Source organism: Streptomyces tropicalis, from assembly GCF_029269835.1.
Taxonomy (GTDB): Bacteria; Actinomycetota; Actinomycetes; order Streptomycetales; family Streptomycetaceae; genus Streptomyces; species Streptomyces tropicalis.
The window spans coordinates 23,335-44,203 of the sequence record NZ_JARJBB010000013.1 but is presented as its reverse complement, the minus strand read 5'-3'; the positions used below and the strand labels follow the sequence as shown (position 1 = coordinate 44,203).

At 74.6% G+C, this 20,869-nt stretch carries 18 protein-coding genes and 1 pseudogene; 11 read left to right on the top strand and 8 right to left on the bottom strand.

Annotated features, from left to right (window positions below; genetic code table 11):
* Position 1: 1 nt before the first annotated feature.
* A complete protein-coding gene (locus P3H78_RS22965) occupies positions 2–616 on the bottom strand; it encodes a TetR family transcriptional regulator (protein WP_276111000.1) in 615 nt (204 codons plus the stop codon).
* Positions 617–835: 219 nt separating this feature from the next.
* On the opposite strand from P3H78_RS22965, the gene P3H78_RS22960 reads away from it, so the two are divergent.
* Positions 836–1,930, top strand: coding sequence for a PP2C family protein-serine/threonine phosphatase (locus P3H78_RS22960; RefSeq protein WP_276110999.1), 1,095 nt, complete (start codon positions 836–838; stop codon positions 1,928–1,930).
* A gap of 180 nt (positions 1,931–2,110) precedes the next feature.
* Here P3H78_RS22960 and P3H78_RS22955 read toward each other — a convergent pair whose 3' ends face one another.
* The gene (locus P3H78_RS22955) at positions 2,111–2,956 is read right to left on the bottom strand and encodes an NAD(P)H-binding protein (RefSeq protein WP_276110998.1); all 846 of its coding nucleotides are present in this window, start codon (positions 2,954–2,956) and stop codon (positions 2,111–2,113) included.
* 154 nt (positions 2,957–3,110) lie between these two features.
* Between P3H78_RS22955 and P3H78_RS22950 the strand changes: the two genes are divergently transcribed.
* Positions 3,111–3,509, top strand: coding sequence for a winged helix-turn-helix transcriptional regulator (locus P3H78_RS22950; protein WP_438828020.1), 399 nt, complete (start codon positions 3,111–3,113; stop codon positions 3,507–3,509).
* Here the strand turns inward: P3H78_RS22950 and P3H78_RS22945 are convergent.
* Both P3H78_RS22945 and P3H78_RS22940 read right to left on the bottom strand, forming a co-directional pair.
* On the bottom strand, positions 3,497–3,727 hold the full coding sequence (locus P3H78_RS22945; RefSeq protein ID WP_276110995.1) for a hypothetical protein: 231 nt from the start codon (positions 3,725–3,727) through the stop codon (positions 3,497–3,499). The genes P3H78_RS22950 and P3H78_RS22945 overlap by 13 nt on opposite strands.
* Positions 3,728–4,103: 376 nt before the next feature.
* Positions 4,104–5,735 (bottom strand): FAD-binding oxidoreductase, encoded by a 1,632-nt coding sequence (locus tag P3H78_RS22940; protein ID WP_276110994.1) that lies wholly within the window; start codon positions 5,733–5,735, stop codon positions 4,104–4,106.
* A 59-nt stretch (positions 5,736–5,794) separates the two neighbouring features.
* On the opposite strand from P3H78_RS22940, the gene P3H78_RS22935 reads away from it, so the two are divergent.
* Together P3H78_RS22935 and P3H78_RS22930 are read left to right on the top strand one after the other, a co-directional pair.
* On the top strand, positions 5,795–6,466 hold the full coding sequence (locus P3H78_RS22935) for a TetR/AcrR family transcriptional regulator (RefSeq protein ID WP_276110993.1): 672 nt from the start codon (positions 5,795–5,797) through the stop codon (positions 6,464–6,466).
* 61 nt (positions 6,467–6,527) lie between these two features.
* On the top strand, positions 6,528–7,652 hold the full coding sequence (locus P3H78_RS22930) for a M20 family metallopeptidase (protein WP_276110992.1): 1,125 nt from the start codon (positions 6,528–6,530) through the stop codon (positions 7,650–7,652).
* A 52-nt stretch (positions 7,653–7,704) separates the two neighbouring features.
* Here the strand turns inward: P3H78_RS22930 and P3H78_RS22925 are convergent, their stop codons facing one another.
* Positions 7,705–8,592, bottom strand: a complete 888-nt coding sequence (locus tag P3H78_RS22925; RefSeq protein ID WP_276110991.1) for an alpha/beta fold hydrolase — start codon at positions 8,590–8,592, stop codon at positions 7,705–7,707.
* Positions 8,589–9,449, bottom strand: a complete 861-nt coding sequence (locus P3H78_RS22920) for a TetR/AcrR family transcriptional regulator (protein WP_276110990.1) — start codon at positions 9,447–9,449, stop codon at positions 8,589–8,591. Before P3H78_RS22920 ends, P3H78_RS22925 begins: the two co-directional genes overlap by 4 nt.
* A 153-nt stretch (positions 9,450–9,602) precedes the next feature.
* Here P3H78_RS22920 and P3H78_RS22915 point away from each other — a divergent pair.
* The 5 genes and pseudogenes from P3H78_RS22915 to P3H78_RS22900 all read left to right on the top strand — a co-directional run bounded on the left by P3H78_RS22915 (position 9,603) and on the right by P3H78_RS22900 (position 15,493).
* Positions 9,603–10,413: pseudogene (locus P3H78_RS22915) on the top strand (class I SAM-dependent methyltransferase).
* Between the two features lie 1,654 nt (positions 10,414–12,067).
* Entirely contained in the window at positions 12,068–13,000 is a 933-nt protein-coding gene (locus P3H78_RS22910; protein WP_276110988.1) for a quinone oxidoreductase family protein, read from the top strand.
* 96 nt (positions 13,001–13,096) lie between these two features.
* A complete protein-coding gene (locus P3H78_RS22905) occupies positions 13,097–13,900 on the top strand; it encodes an IclR family transcriptional regulator domain-containing protein (protein WP_276110987.1) in 804 nt (267 codons plus the stop codon).
* 94 nt (positions 13,901–13,994) lie between these two features.
* Positions 13,995–14,552, top strand: coding sequence for a DUF7019 family protein (locus tag P3H78_RS33440; protein ID WP_369015724.1), 558 nt, complete (start codon positions 13,995–13,997; stop codon positions 14,550–14,552).
* A 128-nt stretch (positions 14,553–14,680) separates the two neighbouring features.
* The gene (locus P3H78_RS22900; RefSeq protein ID WP_276110986.1) at positions 14,681–15,493 is read left to right on the top strand and encodes a maleylpyruvate isomerase family mycothiol-dependent enzyme; all 813 of its coding nucleotides are present in this window, start codon (positions 14,681–14,683) and stop codon (positions 15,491–15,493) included.
* Between the two features lie 44 nt (positions 15,494–15,537).
* On the opposite strand, the gene P3H78_RS22895 is transcribed toward P3H78_RS22900, so the two are convergent.
* Positions 15,538–17,925, bottom strand: a complete 2,388-nt coding sequence (locus P3H78_RS22895; RefSeq protein WP_276110985.1) for an ATP-binding cassette domain-containing protein — start codon at positions 17,923–17,925, stop codon at positions 15,538–15,540.
* A 423-nt stretch (positions 17,926–18,348) separates the two neighbouring features.
* Here P3H78_RS22895 and P3H78_RS22890 point away from each other — a divergent pair, with 423 nt between their 5' ends.
* Positions 18,349–18,888 carry an HAD domain-containing protein gene (locus P3H78_RS22890; RefSeq protein ID WP_313884422.1) on the top strand — a complete coding sequence of 180 codons (540 nt, stop codon included), beginning with the start codon at positions 18,349–18,351 and terminating at the stop codon, positions 18,886–18,888.
* Between the two features lie 46 nt (positions 18,889–18,934).
* Here P3H78_RS22890 and P3H78_RS22885 read toward each other — a convergent pair whose 3' ends face one another.
* Positions 18,935–20,176, bottom strand: coding sequence for an MFS transporter (locus P3H78_RS22885; RefSeq protein WP_276110983.1), 1,242 nt, complete (start codon positions 20,174–20,176; stop codon positions 18,935–18,937).
* A gap of 104 nt (positions 20,177–20,280) precedes the next feature.
* Here P3H78_RS22885 and P3H78_RS22880 point away from each other — a divergent pair, with 104 nt between their 5' ends.
* A complete protein-coding gene (locus P3H78_RS22880; protein ID WP_276110982.1) occupies positions 20,281–20,835 on the top strand; it encodes an ArsR/SmtB family transcription factor in 555 nt (184 codons plus the stop codon).
* Positions 20,836–20,869: the final 34 nt, after the last annotated feature.

Here is a 20,869-nt window from a genome sequence, read left to right as displayed (position 1 = left end):
GTCAGTGCCTCTCCGTCGCGGTGTGTGCGAGTCCGTGCTCCAGCAGATCGAAGGCCAGTTCGACGTCCGCCGCCAGTGCCCGGCCGGCCTCCGCGGCCGACGCGCCGTCGAGGAGGCGCCGGAAGAACGACTCCTGGAGGGCGAGCTGGCTTGCGGCCACCTGGGCCGCCACGAGGGCGGCGACCCGTTCGCCGTGGTCCTCGGAGAGGACCTCGGCCAGCTGATCGCGCTGCCGGTAGAGCAGCGCCTCGGCGGCGCCCCGCAGCGCCGGATCGCCCTGGATCACGCGCACCCGGGTGAGCAGCGGTTCCAGGGCGGAGTCCGGCAGCCGTCCGGCGGCGAGCGCACGGTGGTGGGCCCGCAGCGCCTCCAGACAGGTCGTCCCGGAGGGCCGGCCGGCGACGATGCCGGCCAGGTCGTCCCCGGCCACCCCGTCCAGGACCAGCGACTCCTTGGTCGGGAAGTAGGCGAACAGGGTCGCCTTCGCCACGTCGGCGGCATCCGCGATCTCGTTCACCGTCACCGCGTCGAAGCCGCGCTCGGCGAACAGCTCCAGGGCCACCGAGGCGATCAGCCGCCTGGTCCGCTCCTTCTTCCGCTCCCTCAGTCCTGCCATGCCGACCACCATAAAACATACCGGGTTCAAAAATGAACCCGGTATGGATTTCGCTGGGAGGAGCGGCCTGCGCCCGCCGCCGGGGGACTGCCGTCGCCGTCGGCACGGGTGGAACATCCCGGGACGGCGAGAGACGCTGTTCTCATGCGGTGGCTCCGCGCGTCTCCCCGATCAGAAGCGAGCGGTCACGGTCGGGCCCTCCTCAGACTCGAGCAGTGCGTGCCCTTCGCGGTCGTACTCGTCGGCCTGGGCATCGAACTGTCGCCCCTGCACTACGTGTACACGGGACCGCTCCTCACCGCGATGCCGCCGCTGGCCGCCCTCACCATGGGCCCCTTCGGCACACTCGCTGCGGCAGCCGGAGCCCTCGGCGTCACCAGCACCTCCGCCACCCTCCACCACTCGTGGGGGGACGAGCAGGTCTACAGCAACCTGCTGGGGCTGCTCGTGGTGTCCGTCGCCAGCGTCACCATCAGCAACATCATGCGGGTGCGAAGACGGCACGAGATGGACCAGATCCGCCGCGTGTCCGAGGCCGCGCAGGACGTCCTGCTGCGGCCCGTGTCCGCCCGCCTCGGCCCCCTGCGCGCGGCGAGCATCTACCTCGCCGCGGAGGCCGGGGCGCAGATCGGCGGCGACCTGTACGAGGCGGTCCAGACCCGGTACGGGATCCGCATGATCGTGGGCGACGTCCGCGGCAAGGGGCTGCCCGCCGTCCGGGCGGCCGCGGCGGTGCTCGGCGCCTTCCGCGAGACGGTCCACTACGAGCAGGACCTCGCCGAGGTCATCAACCACTGCGCGGCCGCGCTGCGCCGGGAGTGCGCCACCGCCGGCTACGACGACGAGTACCGCGCGGAGTCCTTCGTCACCGCGCTCGTGGCGCAGGTGTCCGGCGCCTCGACGGTCCACTTCGTCAACCGCGGCCATCCCGCGCCGCTGGTGCTCCACCACGGCAAGGCGCACGCCCTGGGCCCCCGCGCGCCGATGCCGCCGCTCGGCCTGGAGGACCTCGCGGTCGGCCCCTTCGCCGTCACGGAGAGCTACCCGTTCACCCCCGGCGACCGCCTGCTGCTGCATACCGACGGCGTCCTGGAGGCCCGCAACGACGCGGGCGAGTTCTTCCCGCTGTCCGCCGCCATGGAGGAGGTGGACGCGCGGACCCCGCAGCAGTTCCTGGACCGGCTCCACGAGCGCCTGATCCACCACACCGGCGACTCCCTCTCGGACGACGTGGCCATGATCTTCGTGGACTGGTCCCCGGACCGGGCCGACGGCCAGGTCCCCGTGGCCGCCCCAGAGGACGCCGCTACCTGAGCCCACGGCCCCGCGGGTGTCTCACCGCGGCCCCGCGCCCCTCCACCCGTCATCGGCCGCACGCCGGTTGCGGGGCGTGGGGACCGTGGGGCCGACGGTGCGCCCCGCGACGGTGCCGCCCGGCGCCGGACCGGCGGCCGGCGTCCCACTCCGGTGCGCGGATCCGGGTGCCGTCGGTCGTCAGCGGAAGGCGGCGACGTGGTCCCCGGCCCACTCGGCGAAGGTCCGCGCCGGGCGGCCGAGTACCTGCTGCACGTCCGGGCTGATCCGCAGCTCCTCGGCCCGGGGCCGGCCGAGGATCGCCAGGGTGGTGTCGACCGCGGGCTCCGGCATGAACCGCAGCATCGCGGTCCGTGCCCCGTCGTGGGTCTGCTCCACGAAGCGGACCGGCTCGCCGAGCGCGCCGCCGATCGCCTCGGCCTGCTGCCGGGGCGTGACGAGGGCGGGCCCCGTGAGGGTGTGGATGCGCCCGCCGTGTCCGTCCTCCCTCAACGCCTGCGCGGCGACGAGCGCGATGTCGAGGGGGTCGACCAGGGGCAGACCGACGTCGCCGAAGGGCGCCGCGACGGTCCGCGCACCGCGGACCGACTCCGCGAAGGCGAAGGCGTTGGAGTCGAAACCGCCCGGCCGCAGGATCGTCCACTCCAGCCCCGACTCCCGCACCGCGTCCTCGACGGCGCGGCCCACCCCGCCGTGCGAGGCCGACTCCGGCCGGGTCGCGACGCCCTGGGACGACAGCAGCACCACGCGCCCGACGCCGCCCGCCTTCGCGGCGCCGAGAAGGTCACGCGGACTCAGCAGGTGGGCGCTGGGCCCGCCGTTCTGCAGGAACAGCGCCCGCGCGCCGTCGAACACCGGGCGCAGGGTCTCCGCCTCGGTCAGGTCCGCCCTGCGCCACCGGACCCCGTCCGGCACGTCCCCCTCCGAGATCCCGCGGGACGTCGCCGTCACCGGCGCCCCGGCCGCCGCGAGCGCACGCACCAGCGACCGGCCGACGTTCCCGGTGGCCCCCGTCACAACGAACATCAGCAACTCCTCTGTCTTCCACCATGGTTGATGAAGCCCGACTCGATGAGGGAAGGCTCGGAGCGCTGCTCCGCGGGCCGTTCCCCGGGCGACGCACGGACGCTAACACCGCGGTTGCGGTACGTTCCTAGAGGAAAGCGACTCACCCGGGGGGATGTCCATGTCCGGCACTGCGCCCTCGCACGCGGCCACCGGGACCGACCCGGCGCTCGCGTGTCCCGTCGCCCCGGTCGTCGACCTCGTGTTCAGCCGCTGGACCACACCGATCCTCTGGACGCTGCACGCCCACGGCCGGCAGCGCTTCGTGACGCTGGAGCGGCGGATCACCGGGATCACCCCGAAGGTGCTCACCCAGCGCCTGCGCCAGTTGGAGCGCGACGGCCTGGTCGTGCGCACCTACCACCCGGAGGTCCCCCCGCGGGTCGAGTACGAGATCAGCGAACTCGGCCGCAGCCTCGCCCCGTTGTTCGCACACCTGGCGGCCTGGGGCGAGGGCCACCTGGACCGCGTGGAGCAGGCCCGGCTGGCCTACGACGCGGATCAGGCCCGCTGACCGCCGACGGCGCTGCCGCCGCGTCGGGCGAGGTACGCGCTCGTCCCGGCCACGTCGGACAGGAAGCTGTCGACGGCGCAGATCAGGCCGCCGCGCAGGGTCAGCACGGTGGCGAGGTGCTCGTCGAGGGTGCGCCCGTCCGGAGCGGTCGCGGTGTTGCGCAGTGACAGGGCCACCCCGCCGCGGCCGGCCAGGACGTGCAGCAGCTCGGTCCGCACGCCCCTCCCGCGATCCCCCGGGCCCGGTCGAGCGCCGCGTCCGCTCCGTGCGCGAGGCCGGAGATGCTGCCGGTGCCCGGCATCGACCAGGTGATGTCGTCGGTGAGCAGCGCGCGGAGGGCCGCCCCGTCGCGTGCGGCGAACGCGGCAGGAACCGCTCGGCCACCGTCACGTCCGCGATGGCGCCCGCTGCCTCGCGCGCCGTGTTTCCGCTCCTGCCGTGTCTCCTCGTGCGTACGTGGGGGATCGGGGTCCGCGGTGCCGGGCCCCGTTCGACGGCAGGCGGCCCCGCGGCCCCCACGGCGTCCCGAGCCGGGTGGTCCCGGTGCCGGGGTACGGCACCGGGCACGGCGGACAGGGCCGCGCGCCCGCCCCGTCAGCGGGCGTCCGGCGGATCGATCAGGACTCCCGGATTCAGGATCCCGGCCGGGTCGAGGGCCTGTTTCGCGGCACGCAGCGCCAGCGCGAACGGCTCCGGGCGCTGGCGGTCGTAGCCCGGCCGGTGGTCGCGACCGACGGCGTGGTGGTGGGTGACGCTCGCGCCGTGGTCGTGGAGGATCTCCAGCGACGCGGCCTTGATCTCGTCCCACATCGCCACCTCGTCGCCGCGCCGCCCCGGTGCGACGACCGTGAAGTAGGGCGCGGGACCGTCCGGATAGACATGCGTGAAACGGCAGTTGACGGTGCCGGCGGTGCCCGTCACCTCCGTCACCGCCTCGCCCAGCCGGGTGCGCACCGCCTCGTACAGCTCCGCGGCGCGGTCCCAGGTGCAGGAGGTCTCGAAGGTCTCGGTGATCACGCTCATCCGGGCCAGCGCGTCGCGGAGGTAGGGCATCCGCAGGAACGCCGACCGCCACCGGCCCGCGTCGTCGTCCGGGGCGCCCGGCCGTGACGGCACCGGGGTGCCTCCGTGGTCGCGGGCCAGCGTGAGGAGTTCGGCCAGGCGTCCGCCGACGGGGACGTGGGCCGACTCCACGCCGAGCACGAGCACGCTCGCCCCGCCGCGCCCGACGCCGGCCAGGGCGGCCTCTCCGGGGTCCAGGAGACGGCAGTTGGCCGGATGCAGCCCGGACCGGGCGACGGCGCGCACGGCGTCCATCGCGGTGTGCACGTCGTCGAACAGCACCGTGGCCGACGCCTTGTGACGGGGGCGGTCCTGGAGCCGCATCCACGCCTCGGTGATCACCCCGAGAGTGCCCTCCGACCCCAGGAAGAACCGGTCGGGGGAGGGGCCCGCACCCGAACCGGGCAGCCGCAGCGACTCGTTGACCCCGACCGGCGTCACCACCCGCAGGGACTCGACGAGGTCGTCGATGTGGGTGTGGAGCGTGGCGTAGTGGCCGCCGGCCCGGGTGGCGAGCCAGCCGCCCAGGGTGGAGTACTCGAAGCTCTGCGGGAAGTGGCGCAACGTCAGTCCGTGCGGACGCAGTTGGGCTTCCAGTCCCGGGCCGAGGGCGCCGGCCTGGATCCGGGCGGCACGGCTGGCCCGGTCGATCCGGAGCACCCGGTCCAGCGCGGACAGGTCCAGGGAGACGACACCGCGGTGCCGTCCCGCGCGGTACTCGACGCCGCCGACCACGGAGCTGCCGCCGCCGTACGGGACGACGGCCACGTCCGCGTCCGCCGCCCAGTCGAGGACGTCGACCACGTCCTGCTCGGTGCGGGGGCGCACGACCTGGTCCGGGGCGGCCGCGAGGTCTCCGTCCAGGGCGCGCACGACATCGCGGTAGGCCTTGCCGTACGTGTGCGAGGCCCGCTCCCCGGGGTCGCAGGACATCAGCGGGGCGAGCGCGGCGGGCGGTGCGACGCGCACGTCGGGCAGGGCGAGGTCGCGGACGCCGGGCACGGGCCGCGGAGTGTCCGCCGCACCCGGCACCAACTGCCCGAGGGCGATGCACTCGGCGTCGGGCAGCGCCTCGGCGGTGGTGCCCCAGCCCCACCAGGAGCGGCTCCGGGGTGCCGGGGACGGTGCGGAGGGGGCGGAGGGGGCGGTACTGCGATCGGCCATGGATGTGACCTCTCAGTAATTTACCAAGGAGTAATTTACTGCAACGTATAGTGCCCTTCATGACGACGGCAAGAGCCTCGGCCGCACCGGAACCGTCCGGCGACGGCACGGCGGGACGGCGGGGCAGGGGCGGCGGCGCCGGGACGAAGGGGGTTCCGCGCGCCCTCCGGGAGGAACAGATCCTCGCCGCGGCTCTGGAGGAGTTCGGACGGCACGGCCACGCGGCCGCGTCGATGGCCGAGATCGCCCGGCGCGTCGGCGTGACCAAGCCGATGCTGTACACGTACTTCGGCTCCAAGGACGGGCTCTACACGGCCTGCGTCGACCACATCGGCCCGCGGCTGCGCGCCGCGATCGAGGAGGCCATGGCGTCGGGCCCGGAGCGGGAGGCGCTGCCGCGGGCCGTCCTCGCCGCGGTCTTCGACACCCTCCAGGACTGCCGGCACGCCTGGTTCGTGCTGTACGACCGGACCCTGCCGCACGACTCCGCGCCGTGGCAGGCGGCGCGTCGCCACCGCGCGGCCGTCGACGGACTGGCGGCCGCGGGCACCGCGGCCCTGCTGCAGGCCGAGGGCAACGACGACGCGCTGGACGCGGACGCCCTCAAGCACGTGTGGACGGGCACCGTCAGCGCGCTCGTCGGCTGGTGGATCGCCCATCCCGAGCTGTCCGCGGGGGACATGACCGCCCGCTGGTCGCGACTGGTCGCCGCCGTCCGGACCGGCGCCTGAGCCGCCGGAGGGCAGCTCCCTCCGGCCGTCCCGCGCCGTCCGGCCCGCCTATCCTTGCTGCATGACGACGCACCGGAGAGCCGACGTGAGTGCCGCTGCCATGCTGGACGACCTGCGGACGCTCGTCGAGGTGGAGTCGCCGTCGCGCGACCTCGACGCCCTGTCCGCGTCGGCGAAGACGGTGGCGGCGTTCGTCGAGCGCCGGCTGGGCGGGCGGGCCGCCCTGGTCGAGAGCGAGGCCGGACCGCACGTCCACTGGTCCGGCGGCGGCGATCCCCGCGTGCTGGTCCTCGGCCACCACGACACGGTGTTCCCGCTGGGCACGCTGGAGCGGCGCCCGTTCCGCGTCGAGGACGGGCGCGCCACAGGACCCGGCGTCTTCGACATGCTCGGCGGTCTGGTGCAGGCCGTCCACGGACTGGCGGCGCTGGACGACCTGTCCGGCGTGGAGATCCTGGTGACCGCCGACGAGGAGGTCGGCTCCGGTTCCTCGCGGGCCCTCATCGAGGAACGGGCCCGCGCCTGCGGCGCCGTGCTGGTCTTCGAGGGCGCGGCCGAGGGCGGCGGCCTGAAGACGGGACGCAAGGGATGCGGCAGCTTCCAGGTCTCGGTCACGGGTCGGGCCTCGCACGCCGGGCTGGAACCGGCGGCGGGTGTCAACGCGCTGATCGAGGCGGCACGGCAGGTGCTCGACATCGCCGCCCTCAGCCGCCCCGAGGCCGGCACGACCGTGACGCCGACGGTGGCCTCGGCGGGCACGCAGGACAACGTGGTGCCCGCGCAGGCCACGGTGGTCGTCGACGTCCGGGTGGAGTCCGCGGCGGAGAAGGACCGCATCGAGGCGGCGTTCGCCGCGCTGACCCCGCACCTGGACGGGGCGGAGATCGACGTCAGCGGCGGCGTGGGACGGCCTCCGATGCCGGGCACGGCCTCCGTCGGGCTGTTCGAGCTGGCGCGCCGCCTGAGGCCCGGCATCGAGGGCAAGGCGGTCGGCGGCGGCAGCGACGGCAACTTCACCGCAGCCCTCGGGGTACCGACGCTCGACGGCCTGGGAGCGGTCGGCGGCGGCGCGCACGCCGACCACGAGTACCTCCTCGTCGACGCCATGGAGGAGCGCGCACGGCTCGTCACCGAACTGGTCAGGGAGATCCGGGGCGGCGGTACGGCGCAGACGCGCGTCCGCTGAAGGCGCCGGCCGGACGTACGGATCCGGCCGCTTCCGCTCCGCCGTCCCCGGGTCAGTCCGCGGCGAGGAAGTCGCCGAGGAGCGCCTCGACCTCGTCCGGCGCCTCGACCTGCGGGTAGTGGCCGACCGCCGGCGGCCCGGACAGCTCGTGCACGACGGCGTGCGGCATGCGCTCCCGCACCCGGGCCAGCACATGGGCGCCGCTGATCGGGTCGGCGGGTCCCCACACGAACAGCATCGGCCCCGGACACCCCTCCAGCGCCGGGACCCACCGGGCCTCGTGCGCCCGCCGCTCGTCGATGTAGCGCAGCAGCCGGGGCGCGAGCAGACGGCCGCCGTCGAGCGCGACGTTCTCCCACATCAGATGCAGATCGCGGTCGGACACCGGCCGGGACATCACCTTCCGCATCGACGCACGGAAGCCGCGCTCGCTCACGGCACGGGCCAGGACCGGGCCCAACCGTCCGTGCAGCAGCCGCTGTACGCGGATCGGACGGTGCAGGTCCGGGTAGAGGCCGCCGTTCAGCCAGGCCGACCGGGTGACCCTGCCGGGATCACGGGCCAGGAGCTCCTGGGCCACACTGACGCCGTAGTCGTGGGCGACCAGCGCGGTGTCGCCGATGCCGAGGCCGCGCCAGACCTCCTCCACCAGGTCGGCCTGTTCCAGCACCGAGTAGGCGTGCCCGCGCGGCTTGTCGCTGTGCCCGAAGCCGAGCAGGTCGAGGGTGGTGACCCGGTGCCCCCGCGCCGCCAGCCCCGGCACGATCGGCGACCAGTCGTGGGAGGACGTCGGAAAGCCGTGCACGAGCGTCACGGGTGTGCCGTCGGCGGGGCCGTCCTGGCGGACGAACAGGACATGGGTGCGGGTGCGTCCGCGCACGGTCGTCCGGGTGCCCCCGGCGGCCCACTGCGCTCCGGTGGGCATGGCGGTACGGGTCACGGGCGGTCCTCCCGGGTCGAGGCGATGCCGTCCAGGAGGCACCGCAGGCCGAAGTCGAACTCGTCGTCGCCGTCCGGTCCGCCCAGCAGCGCCGAGTGCGCCGTGACGAGCGGGTGCCGCCCCGCGGGCAGCGAGGCGAACAGGTCCGCCATGGCGGCTCGACGGGCGGCCGTGCGCGCCGCGCCCCCGGTGTCCAGGACCACGGCGCCGACCACGTAGTGGGTGACGGTGAGGTAGATCCGCACCGCCCGCTCGGCCGGCCAGCCGGCCTCGACCAGCAGCCGCAGCCCCGCCTCCCGGGCGCGCAGGGCGTTCGGGCCGAGGAGCTGACCCCGGGGGAGCAGGGGCACCAGGGCGCGGTGCGCGAGCAGGACACGGCGGTACTCCCGCGCCCCGGACTCCGTGCCGGCCCTCCAGCCGCGGCCCGGTCCGGGGAGGCGGATCTCGCCGAGCATGTGGTCGACGAGTTCGACGAGGAGTTCCTCGCGGCTCGCCACGTGGCGGTACAGGGAGGTGTGCCGTACCGACAGCCGGTCGGCGACGGCGCGCATCGTCAGCGCGTCCAGTCCCTCGTCGTCGGCGATGCGGAGCGCCGTCGCCGTGATCGCGTCCAGGGTGAGTCCGCCGGGCCGGGCGCGCCTGCGGTCCCGCAGGGCGTAGCGCCCGCGCCACCAGTCGGCCGAGCCGACCGCGGCCCCGGACGGCCCGGTCCGCGTGCCGGCCCGCACGCGGGTCCGTGCGGTCCCCCGTTCCGCCATGTCCTGCTCACCGCCGGAGAGTTCGCCGTACCGGGTGGGATGCGCGGTCGTGCCGTCCGGCCGCTGTCCGGGGGCGTACGACGCGTCCGTCGGGCGCATCGTATGCGTCCATTGGACGCATGTACAAGTGCCCCGTCGGTGCGGCAGCCGCCCCGGCCGTCCCGTGTCCCGGCGCGCATCGATCTTGTGCAGCAGTCCGCAGATGCCGCATCGTGGTCGCGACCGGCAGGGGCTCCGGGGGAAAGGAAGCGGCTGGTTCAGACGGCGTTCGACGCGTCCGAGCGGCTGGCGTGGGCGGGGCGGGCCGACGCCTGCGCGCGGAGCTTCGCCAAGCTCTGTGCCCACCCGGTGCCCCGGCTCCTCGACGCCGCGCGGGTCCGGGCGGGTGCGCGGATCCTCGACGTGGGGACGGGCACCGGAGCCGCGGCCGCGGCGGCGGCTCGGCGGGGAGCGGACGTGACGGCGGTGGACGCCGAGCCCGACATGGTCGCCCGGGCCGGGGAGGCGGCACCGACCGCCGACGTCCGGCTGGCTGCGCTGCCCCGACTGCCCTTCCACGACGGCGAGTTCGATGCCGTGGTCGGCAACTTCGTCCTCAACCACGTGGGCCGGCCCCGGCAGGCCCTCGGGGAGCTGCGCCGGGTGACGCGCCCCGGCGGCCGGATCGCCCTCACCGTATGGCCCGTTCCCGCGGCCGCCGGGCAGGCTCTGCTGGGGCGGGCCGTCCGGGCGGCGGGCGTCACCCGGCCCGCCGACCTGCCCGCTCTCCCTGCGGAGGAGGACTTCCCGCGCACGGAGGACGGGTTCGCCGCGCTGCTGGGGGAGGCGGGTCTGCAGGACGTCGACTGCGACACGCTGGTGTGGAACCACCGGACGACCCTCGCGGAATGGTGGAGCGGGCCGGCGGCCGGCGTGGCGACGATCGGGCGGCTCGTCACGAGTCGGCCTCCGGCGGTCGTCGCCGCGATCGAGGGCCGTCTGAGGTCGCTGTCCGCCGAGTTCACCGAAGCGGACGGCACCCAGCCTGCCTCACGCGGCCCTGCTGGCCCACGGCCGGGTGTGAGGCGGCCGGGCCGGATCCCCGTCGCCCCGGGCGGCGGCACCCCGCGACCGCTCGCGCCCGGGACGACCGATGAGCAGTCCCGCTCCCCGTGAGCCGCGCCACCTATGCCTGGGAGAGGCGTTCACGCTCGAGTCCGCGAATCCGCGGGGACGCGTTCCGTGAGGGGCCCGCCGCCCGCGCCGTCGGCCAGGTGAACCCGGACCACCCGCCGCCGGCGGCATCGGGCGCGCCCCGGGAGGGCAGGAGCGGGGTCAGGACATCGAGGGCGTCCGCCACCCGGTCGCGGCCGGTCACCGCCCGCAGGACGTCGTCGGCCGCCGTCGACACGGGCGCCGCCAGCGCCGACAGGAGCAGCGGGCCGCGCTCCTCGGCGAGGGCGAGGTGGAGGTGGTGGGGGAGGGTCAGCGAAGGCGTCCCGCGGCGGCCACGGGCCCACGGTCACCAGTGGCGGCGGGCACCCGGGCGCGGGCGGCGCATCCGCCGCTCCCGTGCCCGGCCCTGCGTCCGGTCCGGTCGGTGACCCCGCACCGGCGGCCGGCCCGCCACCGCGTGTGGGCGGTGGCGAACTCGGTGGCGAGGACCCAGATGTGGGAATTCCTCCGGAGGCGGACCGGCACGGCGGGGCGGACTGAGGGCGGTCGTACGGCGGGCGCAGCGGTCTCCCTGGGGACGGTGGTGGCCGCGTCGGCGGCGCTGACGGTGCCCGTCCGGTGTGCGGCCGTCCTGCGGCACGCACCCGGACTTCGGGCGTGGTCGGTCGGCGGCGCGGTGACACGCGGCGGGTCCCCTGGCGGCACCCACCCGTGCACCGGCCGGAAACGGGTGTCGTGCGGTGCGGACGTCCGGAGCGCAGGCGTGCGCTCCCGGGCTGCGTACTGCTCCGTGCGGTCTGGACGGGCAGTGTGGACGAGCGGCGCGGCCGGCCGGGCCTGCGGAGGCCGGTGCCGGTCCGACGGGGTGGCGCTCCGCGGATCGGCGGGCGAGCGCAGGCCCGTGGTGGTCGGCGGGTCGCCTGCGCCTGCGGTGCAGGGAGGCGGCGCCTGCCGAGTGCCGCCCGCCGGCCGCTACCCGTCCGGCCACCCGAGACCGGTGGCGGCGGCCATCACGAGGGGTCGGGCGATCTCCGACGGTCCGTGTTTCTCAGCGGCGTGACGGGTGGGACGGCGGGCGTGCGTGCGCCGGCCGTTCCGCGCACGTCGTCGAATCCTCGGCCCTGAGCGGCACTTGGTCGATCATCGGTGTCCTCCACCTGTCCCCGTTCGCCTCCTGGAGCACCCGCCCCCGGGTCCGGCTGCCGGTCCCGCGGCCCCGGACCCGGCCCGGGCGCTCCCCGGACCGGCGGTGGGTGCTCGTCCTCCCGTGCTGCCGGGCGCGCCCGCGGCGGTGTCGGCCGCAGGAATCCGCCCGGCAAAGCGAGGCGGCATCACTATCTCCCGGCGAAAACGCGAATGCAACCTGCATTTCACACTTCTCACCCCGCGAGAAGTTCATGTTTGAACTTTCTTGCGGAGTGAGAAATACGGCACCCATTTCTCAGCTGGCGAGAAATGTGCAGGATGCGGGAATCCCGGGTCGGAAGGGGCGGGGCGATGGCCTAGCCTGCCGTGGTACGCATTCGACCGGCTTCGATGGGAGCACTGTGCGCGCCATTGTCATGAGGGAATTCGGCGGCCCCGAGGTACTGCGGCTGGAGGATGTTCCCGACCCCGAAGCAGGCCGCGGACAGATACTGCTGGACGTCAGGCTCGCCGGAGTCAATTACGCGGACGTCCATGTTCGCGGCAATTCCTACCTGGCGCCCGTCGAGCTGCCGTACGTCCCGGGCAACGAGGTCGTGGGCACCCGGGCCGACGGCACCCGTGTCGTGGCGCTGACGCAGGGCGGCGGCTACGCGCAGAAGGCCGCCGTGCACCGCCGGCTGCAGTGGGAGGTCCCGGACGGCGTCACCGACGCCCAGGCCGTTCCGCTGGCCCTCCAGGGGAACACCGCCTACCACCTGCTCTTCACGGTCGCCCGGGTCACCAAGGGGGAGACCGTCGTCGTCCCGGCCGCGGCCGGCGGTGTCGGCACCCTCGCCGTGCAGCTCGCCCACCGGGCCGGCGCCCGCGTCATCGCCCTCGCCGGTACGGAGGACAAGCGCCGGCTGGCCCTGGAACTGGGCGCGGCCGCAGCGGTCGACTCGCACGAGGAGGGCCTGGCGGAGCGCATCCTCGACGCCGCGGGCGGCCCCGTCCACGCCGCGCTGGAGATGACCGGCGGCCCCACCCTCCACCAGACCCTCGAGGTGCTGGCCCCGCGCGGCCGCCTCGCCGTCTACGGATACGCCGGCGGCCGGCTCGCCGACATCCCCGTGCGCACCCTGCTCCAGAAGTCCGTCACCGCCGCCGGGTTCTGGCTCCCGCACCTGTACACCGACCGGACGCTGCCGCTGGCGGCGTCCATGAGGCAGCTCTTCGACGCCGTCGCCGGTGGCGCGCTCAAGGTCGTCGACGGGGGTACGTACCCGCTGGCCGACGCGGCGAAGGTGCACCATGCGCTCAACCTCCGTACGGGAACGGGCAAGTTCAGCCTCGACACCGCCAGGTAATAACCTGGGCGTCCAGAGCGTGCGCGGTGGCGACCACCTCCGCGCACCGCCGCGCCCCGGGAGGCGGAGCGCGGCCGCGACCCAGGGGGACGGCCGATGAGTGCACAGCGCGGGACCGGGACCGGCTACGCGGACCGCTTCATGCGGGTGCAGCAGGCGTTCGTCCCGCTCGGCCCCGGCGCACACCGGTTGTCGGAGATAGCGAAGGCCGCCGACCTCGACGACTCCACCACCAGCCGCATCCTGACCGCCGGCACTTACAACAACACCTTCGTCCGCGTCGACCGGGGCCTCTACCAGCTCGGCAGCACCGTCGCCGACCTGGGCTTCCACGCCCTCGCCGAGGACAGGCTCTCCGGCAGCGAGGCGTCCGAGGTCCTCCGGGGCCTGCGCAACGCCACCGACCACGGCCTGGTCTTCCTCTACATGAGGGCGCCCTTCGGCACGGCCGGCCGGCAGTGCCTGGACATGGCGGTGGGCGACTCCGACCTCGTGGAGCTCGGCATGACGCCCCGTGACGTCCTCTCCGTCACGCGGTCGCTGCGCACCGGGGCGTCGGGCCGCACGATCCTCGCGTACCTCCCGGAGGAGATCCAGAAGCGGGTGGCCGCCGACCCGGTGCCTGAGGAGGCCGGACCCGGCGTCCTCCGCGACGGCGGCGAACTGCTCGCGTCACTCGCCGAGATCAGGGACCAGGGCTATGCGCTGGGGCGCCAGGAGTGCATGGCGCAGTGGAACTCCATAGCCGCCCCCGTCATCTGGGACGGTGCGATATGGGGAGCGGTCCTGCTCCTCAAGCCCGCCCCCGTCATGCCGGAGGCACCCCAGCACTACATCTACGCGACCATCACCGCGGCGGCCCGGCTGAGCCGGCTCGGCGGTGCCTGGCACGTGGACTGACGGTGGCGGCGGGCCCCGGGAGGCAGTTCGCGCCGCGCTGCGAACCGGCCCGGTCCCCCTGCGGGCGCGGCGCCAACCGCTGTACACAAGAGGCATGTTCGCGCGGCGGCACGCAACAGCCTCGCGGGGTGGGAGCGGACCCGCTGCCGGGAGCGGGGCCGACGTGTCGCTGCACTACTACCTCTACGTCAGCGACGCCAAGGTCGACATGCTGCTGCCCCGACTCGACGGCGGGTTCGGGGACCGGCGCACCGGCGAGGTCGGCGCCAGCCTGAAGTCCTTCAACGCCAAGCGCAGCGTGGAGGCGCAGGGGCCGTCCCGCGTCGTCCGGCTGGAGCGTGTGGTGCGGCACCTGGACGACGTCGGCGACGTCGGCACGGTCGACGACCCCGGGCCGTACGTCAGGGGCAGGCCGGCGATGGACGCCGTACGGCTTCGCGCTCTCCGCCGACGGCACCTTCGCCGTCACCGGGGGTCTGGGACCGCCTGGTGCGGCTGTGGGACGTGCGGACCGGGCGCTGCCGGACCCCGCAGGCGTCGCACGCCGGCACGGAACCCCCGGGGACGTCCACCCGTACCCACGGCGCCGAGGGGGCGGTGCCGGGCGGGCCGCACGGTCCGCCGCGGGCCGTCGGCGGTCGGGCGGCCATGATGAGGGATCATGGGCGAGGACCGCGGCGCGGCACCGGACCGCACCGGCACCGCGACACCGCGGCCCGCACGCACACACCACCCCGGGCCCCTCGGCACGCGCCCGGCGCACGAAAGGGCGGAACACGAATGGAAGCCTCCAGCGCTGCGGAGCGTCCGCTGCCGTACACCACCCACTGCCAGGCGATCCGCCGGGAGACGGCGCGCCTGGCCGAGGTGGTCGGGGACGTGGACCCGGCGACCGCCGTACCGTCCTGCCCCGACTGGACCGTCGGGGACCTCACCCGGCACGTGGGCAGCCTCCAGCGCTGGTTCTGCGCCCTGCTGACCCGGCGTGTGCAGGAGCCGCCCCGCGACCGGGACGTCGAACTGGCCCTGCCGGACAGCCCCCGGGACTACCCGCAGTGGGTGGAGGCGGGCATCGGGAAGATCGCGGCGGTGCTGGAGGCCACCGACCCGCAGGCGCCGATGTGGGCCTGGGGCGAGGACCAGCACGCCCGCTTCTGGGCCCGCCGGATGCTCTTCGAGACGCTGGTGCACCGGGTCGACGCCGAAGAGGCCGTCGGCCGGCCGTCGCCCGTCGACCCGGCACTGGCCGCGGACGGAATCGACGAGTTCCTCGTCAACCTCCGCCACGCCCACCTCTTCGCCCCGGCCGTGGGCCGTCTGCGCGGCAGCGGCGAGACCCTCACCTTCGAGTGCACCGACGACGGTCCCGCGAGCGGCCGTTGGCGGATGCTCCTGGACACGGACGGCTTCCGCCTCCTGCCCACGGCCGACACCACCGACCCCGCGCGTCCCGGCGCGCGCACGACGGTCCGGGGCCCGGCGGCCGACCTCCTCCTCCTGCTGTACGGGCGGCGCTCCTACCAGGACAAGCCCTTCGAGGTCACCGGCCCGGCCACGACACTGGACCACTGGAGCGCCCACACGGCCTTCTGACCCGGTCCGGGACCGGGTGCCGGCGCACCGGTCCCGGACCCCGCTCACGCGCCCGTGTACGCCGCCAGGTGCTCGCCCGTGAGGGTGGAGCGGGCGGCGACCAGGTCGGTCGGGGTGCCCTCGAAGACGATGCGGCCGCCGTCGTGGCCGGCGCCGGGGCCGAGGTCGATGATCCAGTCGGCGTGCGCCATGACCGCCTGGTGGTGCTCGACCACGACGACCGACTTGCCGGAGTCGACGAGCCGGTCCAGCAGGCCGAGCAGCTGCTCCACGTCGGCGAGGTGCAGGCCGGCCGTCGGCTCGTCGAGGACGTAGACGCCGCCCTTCTCCGCCATGTGCGTCGCCAGCTTGAGCCGCTGCCGCTCACCGCCCGACAGGGTGGTCAGCGGCTGGCCCAGGCTCAGGTAGCCGAGCCCGACGTCGGTGAGCCGGCGCAGCACCCGGTGTGCGGCCGGCGTCTGCGCCTCGCCCGCGCCGAAGAACTCCTCCGCCTCGGTCACCGACATCGCCAGCACCTCGCTGATGTCGCGGCCGCCGAGCCGGTACTCCAGCACCGACGCCTGGAACCGCCTCCCCTCGCACGCGTCGCAGGGGGCGGCCACCCCCGCCATCATCGCCAGGTCGGTGTAGATCACGCCGACGCCGTTGCACTCGGGGCACGCCCCCTCGGAGTTGGCGCTGAAGAGGGCCGGCTTGACGCCGTTGGCCTTCGCGAACGCCTTGCGGATCGGGTCGAGCAGCCCGGTGTACGTCGCCGGATTGCTGCGCCGCGAACCGCGGATCGCGCCCTGCCCGACCGACACCACGTCCGCGCTCCCGGGCATCGAGCCGTGCACCAGCGAGCTCTTCCCGGAGCCCGCCACACCGGTGACCACGCAGAGCACCCCGAGCGGGATGTCGACGTCGACGTCGCGCAGGTTGTGGGTCGCCGCGCCGCGGATCTCCAGCACTCCGGTGGGCTTGCGCACCGTCTGCTTGAGGGCGGCCCGGTCGCCGAAGTGCCGCCCGGTGACGGTGCCGCCGGTCCGCAGTCCCTCGACGGTGCCCTCGAAGCACACGGTGCCGCCCTCGGTGCCGGCGCCGGGGCCGAGGTCGACGACATGGTCGGCGATGGCGATCGTCTCCGGCTTGTGCTCCACGACCAGCACCGTGTTGCCCTTGTCCCGCAGGCGCAGCAGCAGATCGTTCATCCGCTGGATGTCGTGCGGGTGCAGGCCCGTCGTGGGCTCGTCGAAGACGTACGTCGTGTCGGTGAGCGAGGAGCCCAGGTGGCGGACCATCTTCACGCGCTGCGCCTCGCCGCCCGACAGGGTGCCCGACGGCCGGTCCAGCGCGAGATAGCCGAGCCCGATCTCCACGAACGAGTCCAGGGTCTGCCCCAGCGCGGCCAGCAGCGGTGCGACGGACGGTTCGTCGAGCTTGCGCACCCACGCCGCCAGGTCGCTGATCTGCATCGCGCAGGCGTCGGCGATGCCGACGCCCGCGATCCTCGACGACCGGGCGCCCTCGCTCAGCCGGGTCCCCTCGCACTCGGGACAGGTGGTGAAGGTGACCGCCCGGTCCACGAACTCCCGGATGTGCGGCTGCATCGCTTCCCGGTCCTTGGAGAGCATCGACTTCTGGATCCGCGGGACGAGCCCCTCGTAGGTCATGTTGATGCCGGCGATCTTCATCCGGGTCGGCTCGTGGTGCAGGAAGGCGTGCAGCTCCCTCCGGGTGAAGGCGCTGACCGGCTTGTCCGCGTCGTAGAGGCCGGACTCGCTGTAGAGCCGGTAGTTCCAGCCGCCGGTCTTGTAGCCGGGGACGGTGATCGCGCCCTCGGAGATCGACTTGGAGTCGTCGAGGAGCTGGGCGAGGTCGATGTCGGAGACGCTGCCGCGGCCCTCGCAGCGCGGGCACATGCCGCCGGTCCGGGTGAAGGTGGCCTTCACCGCCTTCTTGGCGCCGCGCTCGACGGTGATCGCGCCGCTCGCCCGGACCGAGGGGACGTTGAACGCGAACGCGCTGGGCGGGCCGATGTGCGGCTGTCCGAGCCGGCTGAAGAGGATGCGCAGCATCGCGTGGGCGTCGGTGGCCGTGCCGACGGTGGAGCGCGGGTCGGCGCCCATGCGCTGCTGGTCCACGATGATGGCGGTGGTCAGTCCGTCGAGGACGTCGACCTCGGGCCGCGCAAGGTTGGGCATGAAGCCCTGCACGAAGGCGCTGTAGGTCTCGTTGATCAGCCGCTGCGACTCCGCCGCGATCGTGTCGAAGACCAGCGAGCTCTTGCCCGATCCGGAGACGCCGGTGAAGACCGTCAGCCGGCGCTTCGGGATCTCGATGCTGACGTCCTTGAGGTTGTTCTCGCGCGCGCCGTGCACACGGATCAGGTCGTGGCGGTCGGCAGGGTGCGGGGCACGCGACTGCGGGTCCGTCCGCCTGGCCATGCTCATCGGGTCTCCCTCTGTCGCGCGGGCCGCCCCGTCGCGGTCGCCGCTGGTGTCGTCCGGCTCGGTCCGACCGGCTGCGTGCAGTATGTCCGGACGCCGTGTGCCGACGGCGGTTGCGGGTGCGGTCCGGCGCCGCCCGGACCGCACCCGCGGTCGGTCATGGACACGTCTGAGAGGGCACGGCAGCCCGCACCGCCGTCCGCGCAGGCGCATGGCGGTGATGCTATGCGGCGCGGAACGCCCGTGCTTCTCCATTCCTGACCGACCCCTGCCCCGACCGCGTCGACGCGGACCCCACCGGTGGCGCCCCCTGCCCGCCTCCCCGGCCGTGCCGCGACGGGGGCCGAGCGGGCCGGAAATGCCGTGTGACTGCGCCGTCGCGAGCGGTAACGTGCGCAGGGGACTGGGGGTGGGCCGGTGCGACCGGTGTTGCTGGTGGACGTCGACGGACCGCTGAATCCGTATGCGGCGAAACCGTACGGACGCCCCGCGGGCTACGCGACACACCGGCTGCTGACACCGCGCTGGGAGGCGAAGGAGCGGCGCCGGCTCGCCGAGTGGGGGCTGCCCGGCAGACCGGTCAGGCCGCTGCGTGTCCGGCTGAACCCGGACCACGGTCCGGCTCTGACGGCGCTGCCCTTCGACCTGGTCTGGGCGACGACGTGGGAAGAGGAGGCCAACGACTACCTCGCGCCCCTCCTGGGCCTTCCCGTTCTGCCGTACATCGCCTGGTCCGAGACGCCGGTCCGTCCGGAGGGCGGCGTGTTCTGGAAGACACCGCAGATCGTCTCCTGGGCACAGGGCCGCCCCTTCGCATGGGTCGACGACCAGATCACCGACGCGGACGACGCCTGGGTACGGGAGCACCACGCCGGCCCCGCCCTCCTCCACCGGATCGACCCTCGCGTCGGCCTGGACACCGGCGACTTCTCCCTCCTCGCCGACTGGGCCCGCCAGTTGGACTGACGACCCCGGCCGCGGCGCAACGCGTGACGCCTGCGCAGGCCGGCGATCAGGAGGACGTGTCCTCCACGCGGACCCCCTCCGCCCCCGGCGCCGGGGCCCGCCCCGTGCGGTCGGCGAACGCCAGCGCAGCGGCCGCCGCCAGCCCGATCGCACCGGCGGTGAGCGTCTGCACCCGGTAGTCCAGGCTTTCCACCATCGCCGTTCCCAGGAGCAGGGCGACGCCGGTGGGCGCGAAGATCAGCGTGTTGGCGGTGGCGGCGACCCGGCCGAGCAGTTCCCCGGGAGTCTCCCGCTGGACCGCCGTCAGCGCCGCGACAAGGGGGCACGGCAGCCCCAGCCCGATCGCCAGCTGGCCGCCCAGCACGACCGGCAGCCAGGGGGTCGCCCGCGCCAGCACCCCCAGGGCGAACACCGCCAACCCGGCCGCGGCGAAGGCGCGTTCCGGCATGCGGCGCATCAGCGCGCCGGCCGCCGACCCGCTGACGACGGAGCCGAGCCCCTGAAGCGGGGTGAGCACGCCCGCGAACGCCGGCGCGCGGTGCAGCCCGGCGTCGAGCATCGCGAAGGTGGCCGTGCTGCTGAGGCTGGACAGGACCATGGCGGCACTGCCTCCGAGCACCAGGCGGCGCAGCGTCCGGTGCCGCCGGAGATGGCGGACGCCTTCCACGGTCCCGGCGATCCAGGCCCGCCGCGGCCGCACCTGCGAAGCGGCCTCCCGAACCCGTATCGACCAGAAGGCCGCGGCGGCCAGGACGAAGGTGACGGAGTCCAGCAGGGCCACCGCGGGTCCCCCGAGGACCGTGAACAGACCCGCACCGGCGACCGGGGCGAGCAGCTTCATGCTCTCGATCGCGGTCCGCACCAGACCGTTGAAGTCGCCGCGCAGCTCACCCGGCACGACCGACGCCATCAGGGCCGTCTCGGCCGCGTCCGCGAGCACCCCGCCGACGCCGATCAGGGTCAGCACGGCGAACAGGAGCCACACGTCGCCGCGTTCGTGCAGTCCGAACAACGCGGTCGTCACGACGGCCAGGGCCAGCTGGACGGCGACCAGCAGCGGGCGCCGGCGCACCCGGTCGGCGACGGTGCCGATCGCCGGACCTGCGAGCACCGGCAGCCAGAAGCAGAATCCGACGAGCGCGGCGAGGCCGCTGGAGCCGGTGAGCGTCTTGACCCAGATGCCCGCGGCCAGCGACATGGCGGAGTCGCCGAACCCCGAGACGACCACCCCGCCCAGATAGAGACCCGCATTGCGGTCCCGCAGGACCCTGGCCGCGCCCCAGCTCATGCCGTCCCCGCCCCGTCCGCACCCCGGTCCTTCCGGCCGCGCGCCAACCTACCCCCAATCATTTGCTTGGTGGTAGGGGAGGGGCATGCGGTTTACTGACCCGCGTGACCGCCACCGACCCCGTGCTGCGCGCACTCGCCCACCCCCTGCGGCTGCGGATGCTGACACTCATGTGGCCCGGGCCCCTGTCCGCGGCCGAGCTCTCCCGGGAGCTGGACGTCTCCCATGCGCTGGCCAGCCAGCACCTGCGGCGCCTGAGCGCGGTGGGCCTCGTCGAGCTCGCGGAGGAGCGCGACCGGCGCGGCGGCCGGGAGCGGCGCTACCGCACGGTCCACGGCTCACCGCTCTCCGACCGGCGCGACGGCACCCCGCTGCTGGCCGGGACGCTGGCGCACAACCTCCGGGAGCGCGCCGGCCGTCGCGCGCCGGACAGCGAGGGCGTCACCGTCGACGGCGAGCTGTGGGTGGACCCGCAGGTCTGGCAGGACGTCCGCGGGCGGCTCGCCGCGCTGGCCGCCGAACTGCACGCGGCCGCACGGCCGCCGCACTCGCCGGGGACCGTCCCGGTGGGGATCGGCGTGATGGCGTTCGCCCTCCAGGAGGAGGCCCGGCCGGAGGGGGACGGCCGCCCGAACCCGGCGGGATCCGGACCCGGTTGAACCCGGGCCCGTGACACCGCCGACGCCCCGCGGC